This window comes from Flavobacterium sp., assembly GCF_046155325.1.
GTDB lineage: Bacteria > Bacteroidota > Bacteroidia > Flavobacteriales > Flavobacteriaceae > Flavobacterium.
This window is the reverse complement of sequence record NZ_JBJXDQ010000141.1, coordinates 1-10,717: the sequence shown is the minus strand read 5'-3', so window position 1 is coordinate 10,717 and position 10,717 is coordinate 1. Positions and strand designations below refer to the sequence as shown.

Below are 10,717 nucleotides of genomic sequence, written 5' to 3'. Positions count from 1 at the left end.
AAATGACAGCAAACAAAAAGAAAAATAAATTAAAATTCAATACTATTCCCGTCAAACCGGGGGATTTTATTTATCTAAATTACATGGATTTTGGGGATAAATTTGTTCTTTGTCGGGCGGAAGCTGGCGAGGGATATTTTCATGAAAATAAATCATTTAAAGATGGCGATCAATTATTAGTCCGGGGAATTATCAATAATCCGCCAGATTTTGATTATAGTAATTTTGAAATTGGATTAAATAGTCAAGTGGGGGCAAAAAATCATTTATTTGATTTTACAGAGCATAAAGATTCCCACCCAGACAGAAAAGTTTGGATAACTAAATGGAATCCACATAATTAATTTTATAATAAAACATGACTTCCCAAAAAATTCTTACTTTAGTTGAAAAATTCTTCCCCGGCTCAATAATTTTGCCGCCGGACAATTTTTATATTATTAATAATAAAGAAAGTGAAAGAATAACTCCTAGTCAAGCTGGAAAGATTCTTGCTTTGTCGAAAAAAAATAAGAAAAATTATATTGATAAAGATCAATTGAGTTTGATTTAGTAATTAAAAAAAATTAAAGACAAAAAATTCCATTTGACACTGTAAAAAGGTGTGGTATAGTAGAGTTGAATATGAAAACTCTAACAATATCTCCTCGTTTTTTCGCCATTGAAAAGAAAAATTATACTGACTGGAAATTTGCTTTTTGGCGCGAATTATTTCAGAATAGCTTAGATGCCGGTGCCGGAAAAATTGAATGTTTAATTACTGAATCCGGCGAAAATCATTCAATTATTCAATTTAATGATGATGGAAAGGGAATGTCTCAAAAGGTTTTGGAGGATGTTTTTCTCACGATGGGAGAAACAAGTAAATTGGATGGCGAGACAAAAGGCGGGTACGGCAAGGCTAGAAATTTAACCTGTTTTTCGGCGGATTATTATAAAATAATTTCGCAGGATTATATTTGCGAGGGAATTGGGGCAAATTATGAAATTAAAAAGGGAAAACAATTTGTCCGTGGCGTTAAATTTGAGGCAAAAATTGAAGCTACCAAAGACGAGTTAATTGAACGATTTAAACAAATTGTATATTTGAGTCGAATTAATTCAATAGTTATCTTAAATGGGGAAAATTTAAATGATTCCTATAGAATGGGAACATTTTGCCGGGAAATGGATTGTGGATTTGTTTATGCTAATAAATCCAATGAGAAAATTAAAAATAAATTGATTGTTCGGGTGGATGGATTAGTTACTTTTGTCCATTATACAGCCGCAAAAGCTGGCGTTACTGTAGAAATTCATTTAAAAAATTCCCGCGATATTCTTAGTGCCACGCGAGACAATCTAAATTATAAATATAAAACTCAACTGGATGAATTTTTGGGAGAACTAGCTGCCGACACTACCAGCGCATTAAAAGATCGTTCCCGCCGATTTATTAAATATATTAATAAAAGCAAAGCGTTTGTTTCTCGAATTAAAGAAATTTTGTCCAGCGGCAAAGAAGTTTCTATAAATCAAATAATTCCAGCGAATTTAATTCCAGCCGCGCAAACTGCCATTGTCAAACAAATAATCAATTCTAGCCCGGATTCTAGCTATTCTGGCGGGGACGTAGGTTTGGGCAGCAGAGTTTTACCTTTGTCCCAAGAATATTTAACTAAATCTACTTGTCCAATCTTGGATAGCATGGTTATTTATTCCGATACTAATAACGAAAATATTAAAAAAGTTATTAAATTTTATGATCCCACGGAAAATAACGGGACAATCGGGGCAGACCGACATAAATTTATTAAACAGTGGAAAAGTATTTGTGAAATTATTGGTGAGGAACTAAGTAATTTAACAAAAACAGAATATTTGTGGGCGGTTGGATGGGTGTTTGACGACGACGCAATCGCCATGCACATGAAAAATGAAGGTGTTAGTTATGTAATGATTAACCCCGTAAATAATGAAGGAAAACTTAAATATTCTCTAAATAATAAGAAAGATTTGACTAGACTGACCGTAAGTGCCTGCCACGAATTTGTTCATGTCGCAGGATTTAATTTACATAATCAAGATTTTGTTATTTATTATGATGCTTTGCTCGAACGTGTGATGCCGAGAATCAAAGACGTTTTTCAAGCCTGCGCCGATGCAAAAAATAGTTAATTAACATTAACATAAAATAATATGAACGAATACGATCACCCCTATTTCGACTGGATTGTCAATTTTGTAATTAGCTACAATTAAATAAAAACAAAAACATGAATATCAAATTTAAAGATTTTCTAACAATTACTGAATCCGCCCGGATTACCACTGGACGTTTAAATAAAATCCACGAACCTAAAATAGATATTAATTCTTATACTCGCGGATTGATTGAAAGTGCTTATATTTTTGGTCAAATAGATGTTAATACTAAAAATCAAGCATACAAACATTTTAACATTAAAGTTTTGAGTTTGTATAAATCCGCCACTGAGGAACAGAAAAATTCAGATCAAGAAATTGATTTTGAATTGGGCGAAAGAAAATTAAATGATTTTTTGGATCAACAAGAAGAAATCCGGGCGACTCAAAAAAATTCTTGTTGACAGTCAAAATTTTTGTGTTATATTCTAATTGCAGTCTAACTCAACTCCAAATTAAATAAATAAAATGAAAATTCAGCTACTAAATACTGTTATTCAAGCGGGAACAAATATTAAATTTCATAAGGGCCGGGTTTATTCCGCCGATGTAGCAACTAATCAAAAAGGTGCGATGCGATTGGTTAAAAATCAAACCGATCTTTTAGTTAAAAAAGTTTTTGTAAAGCGTGGGGAAGATTCCATGCTTCTCGATCAGAATGATTTTACAATTGTTTCTTTCCCTGAACTTAAAGAATTATTGTTTAATTATAAACAGTCAAAGATTCATATTCCGCGCGGGCCAAAGTTGGTCGTTCCAAAGGGACGAATCCTCCGCGATAATTTCCGCCCGATTACTGAAAAAGAAAAAAATAAACAATTTAAGTGCGATATGGGATTGGCGGATCGTGAGCGTTGCAATCGTGAAACGAATTTCATTAAAGTAATTGGTCTGCGACTAAAAATCGCCCGGTGTATGCGGTGTGCGACCTTTGTTAGTAAGTAATTTAAATAAAAATTAACAATTAAATTCAAAATAAAACTATTATGACCGAACAAAAACTAAAATATTTACTTTTCCTCGACAATCTTTTCGAGAATAAAGCAAGCTCGCAATATATTTCCGGCATCCTAGACTCTGGACTAAATACTTCAATTATTAATCAAATTGAATATAATGAATTGGAAAATCGGCGGCTGAATGAACTAAATGATGATTAGTTTTTAAAAAATCATATAAGAATGGGAGAAATAATTATATTGACCGTAATAATTCTAATCTTTTTAAGATAAAAAAATATGAAAAATAAAAAAACAAATTATGATAATGTAAAAAAAGCATTGGTTGCCGCGCGCGGACGTATTTTTGAAATTTTTTTCATTAAAAGGTCAACCGGCGAGGAAAGAAAAATTGTGGGACGCTTGGGGGTTAAGAAATATTTAAAGGGCGGTGAGCTTAAATACAATCCTAAATCTTTGAATTTAATTACAGTTTATGAATTGAAGTCCGGCGAAAATCCGGGCGGATACAAAGCAATTCCTGTGGAAAATATTTTAAATATTAACATTAACGGAGAAAAATATGAATTTGGACAAAAATAAAACAATAAATGAATATTCCCCGTCGGAACAGTTGGAAATATTAAGAATAATCGGCAATCAAATTTATATCGCCCGGCATATAAGTTTAAATGAGCAAACTATTTTAGATCATTTGAAAAATATTGATATTTTGTTTAAAGAACAAAAAGAAACGTGGAGTTAAAAAGGTAAAAAAACTTTTGAAAAGTCAATAAAAGTTCTTGACAGATTGGATTTAGGTGATACAATAAACGATATGACTGCTGAACTTCTCGAAACAATAACAAATAATTTCATAAACGGAAACGGAAGTGAATGTCTCCGTTTAATAACTAAATATTCTAATAATAAAAGGGAAGCGATGGAAAATGTTTTAAATGTTTACGAATATTTGCGCGGAAATTGTGGCCAAAATATGGCAACAAGATTTAGTGTATTTATTAGAACTTAAATTTAATAAATAAAGAAACAAAGGACTATTAGCTTAAAATTAAAGCGTCGGATTTTTAACCCGTTGAAGATGGAGAGTTACCATCATGGTCCACCATTTAACAAATAAATAAAAATCATTTAAAATAATGAAGTAAAAAGATTTAGCCGCCTTAGCCCAATGGCAGAGGCAGGGGACTTAAAATCCCTATAGTGTCGGTTCGAGTCCGACAGGCGGCATTTTTATTTTTCTTCCACCATATTTTTTAGGTGTAATTCCAAAATCTTTACATGTTTTTTTTCGATATAAATTATTATCTTTAATTTCAAGAAAATCTTCCCACCAATTAAAAGGGCGGCCAGTATCATTAATTTGAAAAGAAATATTTTTACCTCCTAATTTAAACGGGACATATAAAATTCTATCCTTATCTGGAATATAAATAGCGTAAAAATCAAAATCACCATCTAAGTATTTAGAAATTTTTTTACTTCGGTAATTATATTTGGTATTTTTTACTCTAACTCTTTTCGTGCTGGCAAATTTAATTTGAAATCTTATAAATTTATGATTTTCGAGATTAAATCCAACTAAATCAAAAGGTAATTGTTCTACTTCTGATACTAAAGGAATAATTCTCTTTTCAATTAAATCATTTTTTACTTTAATAACGGCTTGCGCCCCTTTAATTGTTTCGTCAGATATAATCATAGTTAATAGTTCTTGGTGTTCTATTATCTATTTACACTAAAATTAAATTAACAATCAATAAATCTTTCAAATAACAAACAATATGAACTCCACCGCTCCCGTCACTCCCAAAAACATTCAAGTTGGTAAATTTTATTTAAATAGTCAAATCCCCGGAATTATTTATGTAGGAGTTGGAAAAAGTTATCGTAAACAAAAAACTTTGGTTTGTATCCGAGGCAATGAAAATATTAAACCTTTTTTTATTGTTCATTCTGCAAAGGATGCTGCCCTGAGAATTTGGGATTATTTTTATCTCGCCCCAGATCAAATTTTGGTAAAAAATGATATTTTTAGAAACAACTCCTAGCATCTGGGTAAGTAAATATTTTAAATAAATAATAAAAATCAAATTTATGACTAAACAAGACATTATCGTTGGACAAAAATATACAAATAATAATTTTCCGGGAGCTATTTATTTGGGAATTGGCGAGCCGCCAGAACTTTATAGAGATAAGGAATATCCAACTTATACAAATAAAAATTTAGTTGTTATTAAAGACCCAAAAGATTGTGAGGAAAATTTAGTTGGTCACATTGTTGTTTATAAACAAGATAACCAAAAATTTTGGGATCAATTTGAAGTTTTGGATGATTAATTTTAAATAATTAAAATATAATAAAATGAACCAACCATTAGTATATTTAACTAGGGGCGTAAGTGGGTCTGGTAAAAATTTCTTTGCTGAGTCAATCAAGCAATTATATCCAAATACAATTGTTTGTTCAGCCGATGATTATTTTACAAATAAAGAAGGAGTTTATAATTTCAACCCGGCGAATCTCGACGAGGCTCATAACGTCTGCCGCAATAAATTTGAACAAGCCTTAATTGAAAATCAAAAAGTTATTATTGTTAATAATACAAATGTAAACGAAAAACAATTTGCATTTTATATTGATAAGGCCGAAATTTATAAATATAAAGTTATTAGTTTAGTATTAGAGCGGCGGCATGAGGGCTGGAATACTCATAATGTCCCGCCGGAAACTTTGGAGCGACAAAAAAATTCAATAATTGAAAGTTTGAAATTGATTTAATAATAATAAAAAAAAATGCTTTTTAATTTTTTTCATTAAACTAATTATTTTGATTCAATGGATTGTTATCAATGAAATTTTTGACTGATTTTTTTTAAATATAAAATATTTTGAAATCTAAATTGCCGCGTCGAGTAGAAAGAAAATAAAGTTTCACTTGACAATGCAATTTTTTGTGTTATATTGATATTGCAGTCTCAGTCAACCAGCAAAAAATAACCAACCAGTCAAATAACTAATTAACTATAAATAACTCTAATGAAAACCTTTAACAAAAACAATTCAATTAAAGCTCCGATTCGTTCACTAGGCTCTAATTTTAATATGGTAGAACAATCAATGCTAATTGAACGCGATGTAAAAACTAAACCTTGGAATCTTCAACGCCGCGTTACTCACGATATTAAAATCCGCCGGGAAATTGAAAATTATAAAAATGAAATTGCCCTTGCCACGGGACGCGGAGTGATTGAAGGAATTAAAAATAGTTTTGTAGTATTTAAACTTGTTAATAAGAAATACGTTCCGATTGGAATCGGCGCAAAAAATCGCAGATTTAGTAAGTGGGAATCTGCTAAACAATTTGTCCGCGAAATTGGCCGGACTCATGCCAAGTGCGGAGCAATTGTTTCTGACGTTACTAAAAACTAAATAATTAATAACCCAAAATAAAAAGAAAAGTCTCCCTGTTCAATCCGGGGAGACTTTTTTAATTCAAGAACTTTATAATTCTACAAAAAAACATGACTAAACAATCAAGAAAAATCCTAGTCGCTGCTGCAATAATAATTTATCTAATTCTAGGTTTAATTTATTTTACTTCTAAATAGTGTTAAAAACATGAAATATCTAATGTTAGCATCCACGGCAAGCTGGGGAGTCTTTGTTTATATTAATTTTACGAATATCGTAATTTTAATTCAATTTATTCTCAATATTAACCAATAAAATCAATGAGACAGCCATCAAAAACAAATAAAAAGAAAGATTCAGTTAATTGTAAATTATGTGACAAGTCATATCTCAGGAATGAAAACGGGCGGATTAAACCTTGTTTGTGTTATTTGGGAGAAATCAGAAAGTAATTATTTAAAATAAAAGATAATGATCACACTTTCATTTCTTAAAAAGAAAAATATCGGACTAAAAAATATTGTTGAAGTCCAAGCCTATAACGCAATATATTTGATTTTAGTGGACGAAATTAAAAAAGATTGTTTTTACGGTAATTATATCGTTTTATTTCAATTTGTAAATGGAGAAAAAAGGAAAATGAATGGTAATATTCAGCCGCGTGGGATGTTTCTATTCAAGAATATTGAATCACTTAAAAAAGTTAAAACAAAAAGCCTAATTTAGTATGGAAAGAAAATTTCAAATTGAAACATTTAGTGGAATCAAAAATTTTGGGTGTGACTCTTTAAAATCCGCGATTGAAACGGCAAAAATAATTAAAAGAACTAAATCTTTCAAAAATACAAAAATAATTATTTCTAGTTATCTTGCAATGCCGTCGGGATATTGTAAAAAGTGGAATCAAAAATATAAAGTAGAAAAAACATTTTAATTCTAAAACAAAAGACTGGATTAAAATTCTGAAAACTTTTTCTTGACACTTTCAAAATCGGTGATAAGTTTAAATTGTAGTAAAGTAAATTGGCTAAAGTAAATTGTCCTTAGAAAACGATGAAATAGTCACAGTTAAACAAACAAATAACTAGAAAAAATCAATAATATGTCAAAGTCTGCCATCACCCGCGCCCGTTACTTCGCCGCCCGTAAAAATCGCCGGGATGAACAAAATAATTACAATCAACAAAATAATCTTCGCCCTGTTAGCTTGGCGACGATGAAGAAAATCACGCCGCCCGCTCCTAAGCCGAAATTTGTTAAGGTTGTTGAAAATAAACAAATTGAAATCGCTCCGGCAATTGTCGAAAAGCGTGAGGTTCAAGTCGAAAAGCAAGTTCTCCGCGCCGCAACTAAACAACTAAAAAAGATTGCAACTATTGCAACTGCCAAAGCCGCTATCTTTAAATATCCAAAGAAAGTTAAAATTACTTTAAATAAAGTCGTGGCGAAGAAAAAGGCCGCACCCGCGAAGAAAGCCAAGCCTATCGCTAAGAAAATTGTTAAGGCTGCGCCAAAGAAAACAAATAAAAAGGTCGTAGCGGTGGTAAAGAAGAAGATTGCGCCTGTCAAAAAGGCCGCGCCCAAGAAAATGGTTAAGGCTACCAAGAAGGTAACTAAAAATAAAAAGAAGTAATAGTAATTAAAACTTAAACAAAAAATTGGTGGTTAGCCGCCTCTAGCGTCGGGAGTGACGCTAGGGGCGGTTTTTTTCTCAACTCACTCCTTTTATCTAAATAAATAGAAACAAATAAATAATATGAAGTCCATTACTAAATCCAAGTCCGTTACAACTAACAACAAAAACAAAACCGTGAAAAATAAAACAACTAAATCCGTGAAATCCGCACTAAAGAAAGCCGATCTAAAGAAAGCCGGGCCAAAGAAAGCCGATCTAAAGAAAGTCGGGCCACCAAAAAAAGCTAAGGTTGCCATGCCGCCGAAAACTAAAATTAAAATTACTAGCGCAATTATCGCGGTGGACGAGGAATTTAATCAATTTCTTACCGATCAAACAAAAAATCAAACAAAACAAGTAGTTTCTGTCGCCGCGCCGCGCCGTAAGGAAAAGTTTGTTGATCCGGGTATTTTGTTTAAATTGGAGGCTTCGCGTGGAATTCTTCGCAAGCCAAACGGCGACGATGATTATTCTTTGCCAACAGTCAAACAATTTAATAAGGCGGTTGCAGAAAATCGTCTGAATGGTTCGCCAATTGCGGAAAAAGAATAGTTTTTAAGTCAGTTAAATAACTCAAAATGAAGGGTTGGAGTTAAAAGTCCCGGAAAAACTTATTTAGTTAAATTCAAATAAAACTTTAAAAATCAAATAAATAATATGAAAATCAACTTCTCAAATTACTATAATTCACTAATTCTGCCAATTCTTGCAATTATTTTTTGGCTAACTCCACATAATATTTATTCCGCCGACGACCCAGTTGGTCCGCCCGCGCCCGCCGCGCCGATAGTTCAAAATGATTGGAATAATATTTGTAAACAAAATACAACTGAATTTTTGGATTGGGCAAAACTTACAGCAAGTAAAACAACTAATTTTGTTTCAGAACAAACTCCGCTTTATATTCAGGAATATCTCGCGTGGATTTTTTGGGAGAATTTGTTGTGGGTAGTAATTATTTTTAGTACGGCAATTGTTTTTCCAATTCTGGCGGTTAAGTTTTATAAACAAATTAAAGGGTGGGATGAAACTAAACATAATTGTAATCGGCATTGTTGCGATGTTAATGAAGCGGGAAAATGTTCGTTAAAGGGAACTGATACTAGATTTGGTTTTAACAATGTATTTTTTCTAATTTTTACTATTTGTAGTGTAGTTAGCTTAATTACTGTTTTTACCGCTGGAACTCCCAGTCTTTCCACAGTTTTTAAAGTTAAAGTCGCCCCGCGAGTAATTATTGTGGAAAAAATTAAGCAATTGGCAAAGTAATTTACTAAATATAATCTAAAACAAGACAATAAAATGAGTACCTGAAAAAAGTTGTAAAAAGTTCTTGACAGTTAGAATTTGTGTGTTAAAGTAGAAATGCCGCAAGGCAAAACGAAAAAGTGTCTTAATCCGACACGGCAGAAATAAATAATTAGGATTTGAAACGAATTAAAGTTTTAGACGAGTAGGTGAGTTAATTAGCCTGATCAACTAATAAATTATACCTCAGAGTTGAAACAAATAGTCTCCGAAGTTAAATATTTAAGAAACTGCCAATAAAATCAATTGTCGAATTAAAAAGTAAAACAATTGAAAGTTGAACTGAGAATTAAAGTTCCAAGACAAAGGTGAAATCCTATTACTTGTAAAAATAAAGATAGCATAGCGGGTAGTCCCGCAAGAGTTTAAATAAAAAAGCTGACTTTTTTCCCCTGACCGTGACGACGGTCAGGGTTTTTTATTGCCTTTTTTTATATTTAGTTATTTTTTAGACCTAGAAAACTAAATATTTTTAAAACACTAAAATAAAAGAATGAAAATTAGAACTTGACACTTGGATTTTGTGGATTAGAATTAGGCCATGACTACTCCACTAACTACCGCCGACATCATCAAAGGATTAACTATTAAATCCGCCACCGGAAATAATTTCGCCGCCAGCCTGCTTGCCGGTTATAATAAATATAAATCTTTTACGCCTAAACAATTAACTTGGGCGGAAAAATTAGCCCGCGAAGCTTTGTCACCGGAAACTGTAAAGCCAGCGGGAGAATCTGTCGGCGCGGATTTTGTTAAAATAATTAACCGTTTTAACATTGCTAAAAATAACGGATTAAAGCGCCCGGCCTTAACTTTTCAATTTAATAGTTCTCCGCTTAAAATTTCCCTCGCTCCCGAAACTGGGGCAAACAAAGGATTTTTGTATGTTAAGTCCGGCGTGGATTATTTAGGGAAAATTTCTCCCTCCGGTTTATTTAGTAAAAGTGGAATTTGCGGATCAAATATAATTGAATTTTTGAAACAAATAGGGAATGATCCAGTGAATTTTTCGGCACAGCACGGACGGGAAACTGGTCAATGCTGTTTTTGCGCCAGAGAATTAACAACTAAAGAAAGTCTTTTTGTGGGATACGGACCTTGCTGTGCTTCAAAATGGCAATTACCGTGGGGAAAAACTAACTAACTTCATAAAAGAAAAAATTTGACATTGCA

Annotated in this window: 18 protein-coding genes and 2 tRNA genes; 19 read left to right on the top strand and 1 reads right to left on the bottom strand. The window is 32.2% G+C overall.

All coding sequences use genetic code 11. The annotated features are described in order from the left end of the window. The 9 genes from ACKVOD_RS09915 to ACKVOD_RS09875 all read left to right on the top strand — a co-directional run. Positions 1-344: hypothetical protein (locus ACKVOD_RS09915; RefSeq protein WP_409209312.1), on the top strand; the 344-nt coding region annotated here is incomplete at its 5' end. A 14-nt stretch (positions 345-358) separates the two neighbouring features. Next, positions 359-553, top strand: coding sequence for a hypothetical protein (locus ACKVOD_RS09910; protein ID WP_409209311.1), 195 nt, complete (start codon positions 359-361; stop codon positions 551-553). Positions 554-624: 71 nt separating this feature from the next. Continuing rightward, the gene (locus ACKVOD_RS09905) at positions 625-2,157 is read left to right on the top strand and encodes an ATP-binding protein (protein WP_409209310.1); all 1,533 of its coding nucleotides are present in this window, start codon (positions 625-627) and stop codon (positions 2,155-2,157) included. Positions 2,158-2,255: 98 nt separating this feature from the next. Beyond that, positions 2,256-2,588 (top strand): hypothetical protein, encoded by a 333-nt coding sequence (locus ACKVOD_RS09900; protein ID WP_409209309.1) that lies wholly within the window; start codon positions 2,256-2,258, stop codon positions 2,586-2,588. A 64-nt stretch (positions 2,589-2,652) separates the two neighbouring features. Next, on the top strand, positions 2,653-3,129 hold the full coding sequence (locus ACKVOD_RS09895; RefSeq protein WP_409209308.1) for a hypothetical protein: 477 nt from the start codon (positions 2,653-2,655) through the stop codon (positions 3,127-3,129). A 293-nt stretch (positions 3,130-3,422) separates the two neighbouring features. Continuing rightward, on the top strand, positions 3,423-3,725 hold the full coding sequence (locus tag ACKVOD_RS09890) for a hypothetical protein (protein ID WP_409209307.1): 303 nt from the start codon (positions 3,423-3,425) through the stop codon (positions 3,723-3,725). Next, positions 3,706-3,888, top strand: coding sequence for a hypothetical protein (locus tag ACKVOD_RS09885; RefSeq protein ID WP_409209306.1), 183 nt, complete (start codon positions 3,706-3,708; stop codon positions 3,886-3,888). The genes ACKVOD_RS09890 and ACKVOD_RS09885 overlap by 20 nt, the downstream gene beginning before the upstream one ends. A gap of 289 nt (positions 3,889-4,177) precedes the next feature. Further along, positions 4,178-4,251 (top strand) — tRNA-Lys (locus ACKVOD_RS09880). A 49-nt stretch (positions 4,252-4,300) separates the two neighbouring features. Next, positions 4,301-4,373 (top strand) — tRNA-Leu (locus tag ACKVOD_RS09875). Here ACKVOD_RS09875 and ACKVOD_RS09870 read toward each other — a convergent pair. Further along, positions 4,342-4,845, bottom strand: a complete 504-nt coding sequence (locus ACKVOD_RS09870; protein ID WP_409209305.1) for a group I intron-associated PD-(D/E)XK endonuclease — start codon at positions 4,843-4,845, stop codon at positions 4,342-4,344. The genes ACKVOD_RS09875 and ACKVOD_RS09870 overlap by 32 nt on opposite strands. 82 nt (positions 4,846-4,927) lie before the next feature. Between ACKVOD_RS09870 and ACKVOD_RS09865 the strand changes: the two genes are divergently transcribed. The 10 genes from ACKVOD_RS09865 (at position 4,928) to ACKVOD_RS09820 (ending at position 10,688) form a co-directional block, all read left to right on the top strand. Continuing rightward, complete coding sequence (locus tag ACKVOD_RS09865; protein ID WP_409209304.1) at positions 4,928-5,194, top strand: hypothetical protein; 267 nt, start codon at positions 4,928-4,930, stop codon at positions 5,192-5,194. A 46-nt stretch (positions 5,195-5,240) separates the two neighbouring features. After that, entirely contained in the window at positions 5,241-5,486 is a 246-nt protein-coding gene (locus ACKVOD_RS09860; protein WP_409209303.1) for a hypothetical protein, read from the top strand. 25 nt (positions 5,487-5,511) lie between these two features. Continuing rightward, on the top strand, positions 5,512-5,928 hold the full coding sequence (locus ACKVOD_RS09855) for an AAA family ATPase (protein ID WP_409209302.1): 417 nt from the start codon (positions 5,512-5,514) through the stop codon (positions 5,926-5,928). 258 nt (positions 5,929-6,186) lie between these two features. Beyond that, positions 6,187-6,579: a hypothetical protein gene (locus ACKVOD_RS09850; protein WP_409209301.1), complete on the top strand. Its 393-nt coding sequence runs from the start codon at positions 6,187-6,189 to the stop codon at positions 6,577-6,579. Positions 6,580-7,032: 453 nt separating this feature from the next. Next, complete coding sequence (locus ACKVOD_RS09845) at positions 7,033-7,287, top strand: hypothetical protein (protein WP_409209300.1); 255 nt, start codon at positions 7,033-7,035, stop codon at positions 7,285-7,287. Between the two features lies 1 nt (position 7,288). Next, complete coding sequence (locus ACKVOD_RS09840) at positions 7,289-7,495, top strand: hypothetical protein (RefSeq protein WP_409209299.1); 207 nt, start codon at positions 7,289-7,291, stop codon at positions 7,493-7,495. 168 nt (positions 7,496-7,663) lie between these two features. Beyond that, positions 7,664-8,194 carry a hypothetical protein gene (locus tag ACKVOD_RS09835; protein WP_409209298.1) on the top strand — a complete coding sequence of 177 codons (531 nt, stop codon included), beginning with the start codon at positions 7,664-7,666 and terminating at the stop codon, positions 8,192-8,194. A gap of 123 nt (positions 8,195-8,317) precedes the next feature. Then, on the top strand, positions 8,318-8,788 hold the full coding sequence (locus ACKVOD_RS09830; RefSeq protein WP_409209297.1) for a hypothetical protein: 471 nt from the start codon (positions 8,318-8,320) through the stop codon (positions 8,786-8,788). Between the two features lie 105 nt (positions 8,789-8,893). Beyond that, positions 8,894-9,505 carry a hypothetical protein gene (locus tag ACKVOD_RS09825; protein WP_409209296.1) on the top strand — a complete coding sequence of 204 codons (612 nt, stop codon included), beginning with the start codon at positions 8,894-8,896 and terminating at the stop codon, positions 9,503-9,505. Between the two features lie 580 nt (positions 9,506-10,085). Further along, positions 10,086-10,688, top strand: a complete 603-nt coding sequence (locus ACKVOD_RS09820; protein WP_409209295.1) for a DUF6011 domain-containing protein — start codon at positions 10,086-10,088, stop codon at positions 10,686-10,688. Positions 10,689-10,717 lie beyond the last annotated feature (29 nt).

What these genes read in the sequence shown, in the direction of transcription:
- ACKVOD_RS09900 (WP_409209309.1), top strand. Translation starts at nt 2,256, where the DNA reads ATGAATATCAAATTTAAAGATTTTCTAACAATTACTGAATCCGCCCGG.
- ACKVOD_RS09835 (WP_409209298.1), top strand. Translation starts at nt 7,664, where the DNA reads ATGTCAAAGTCTGCCATCACCCGCGCCCGTTACTTCGCCGCCCGTAAA.
- ACKVOD_RS09870 (WP_409209305.1), bottom strand. Translation starts at nt 4,845, where the DNA reads ATGATTATATCTGACGAAACAATTAAAGGGGCGCAAGCCGTTATTAAA.
- ACKVOD_RS09895 (WP_409209308.1), top strand. Translation starts at nt 2,653, where the DNA reads ATGAAAATTCAGCTACTAAATACTGTTATTCAAGCGGGAACAAATATT.
- ACKVOD_RS09905 (WP_409209310.1), top strand. Translation starts at nt 625, where the DNA reads ATGAAAACTCTAACAATATCTCCTCGTTTTTTCGCCATTGAAAAGAAA.
- ACKVOD_RS09885 (WP_409209306.1), top strand. Translation starts at nt 3,706, where the DNA reads ATGAATTTGGACAAAAATAAAACAATAAATGAATATTCCCCGTCGGAA.
- ACKVOD_RS09845 (WP_409209300.1), top strand. Translation starts at nt 7,033, where the DNA reads ATGATCACACTTTCATTTCTTAAAAAGAAAAATATCGGACTAAAAAAT.
- ACKVOD_RS09865 (WP_409209304.1), top strand. Translation starts at nt 4,928, where the DNA reads ATGAACTCCACCGCTCCCGTCACTCCCAAAAACATTCAAGTTGGTAAA.
- ACKVOD_RS09830 (WP_409209297.1), top strand. Translation starts at nt 8,318, where the DNA reads ATGAAGTCCATTACTAAATCCAAGTCCGTTACAACTAACAACAAAAAC.
- ACKVOD_RS09890 (WP_409209307.1), top strand. Translation starts at nt 3,423, where the DNA reads ATGAAAAATAAAAAAACAAATTATGATAATGTAAAAAAAGCATTGGTT.
- ACKVOD_RS09825 (WP_409209296.1), top strand. Translation starts at nt 8,894, where the DNA reads ATGAAAATCAACTTCTCAAATTACTATAATTCACTAATTCTGCCAATT.
- ACKVOD_RS09840 (WP_409209299.1), top strand. Translation starts at nt 7,289, where the DNA reads ATGGAAAGAAAATTTCAAATTGAAACATTTAGTGGAATCAAAAATTTT.
- ACKVOD_RS09855 (WP_409209302.1), top strand. Translation starts at nt 5,512, where the DNA reads ATGAACCAACCATTAGTATATTTAACTAGGGGCGTAAGTGGGTCTGGT.
- ACKVOD_RS09910 (WP_409209311.1), top strand. Translation starts at nt 359, where the DNA reads ATGACTTCCCAAAAAATTCTTACTTTAGTTGAAAAATTCTTCCCCGGC.
- ACKVOD_RS09820 (WP_409209295.1), top strand. Translation starts at nt 10,086, where the DNA reads ATGACTACTCCACTAACTACCGCCGACATCATCAAAGGATTAACTATT.
- ACKVOD_RS09860 (WP_409209303.1), top strand. Translation starts at nt 5,241, where the DNA reads ATGACTAAACAAGACATTATCGTTGGACAAAAATATACAAATAATAAT.
- ACKVOD_RS09850 (WP_409209301.1), top strand. Translation starts at nt 6,187, where the DNA reads ATGAAAACCTTTAACAAAAACAATTCAATTAAAGCTCCGATTCGTTCA.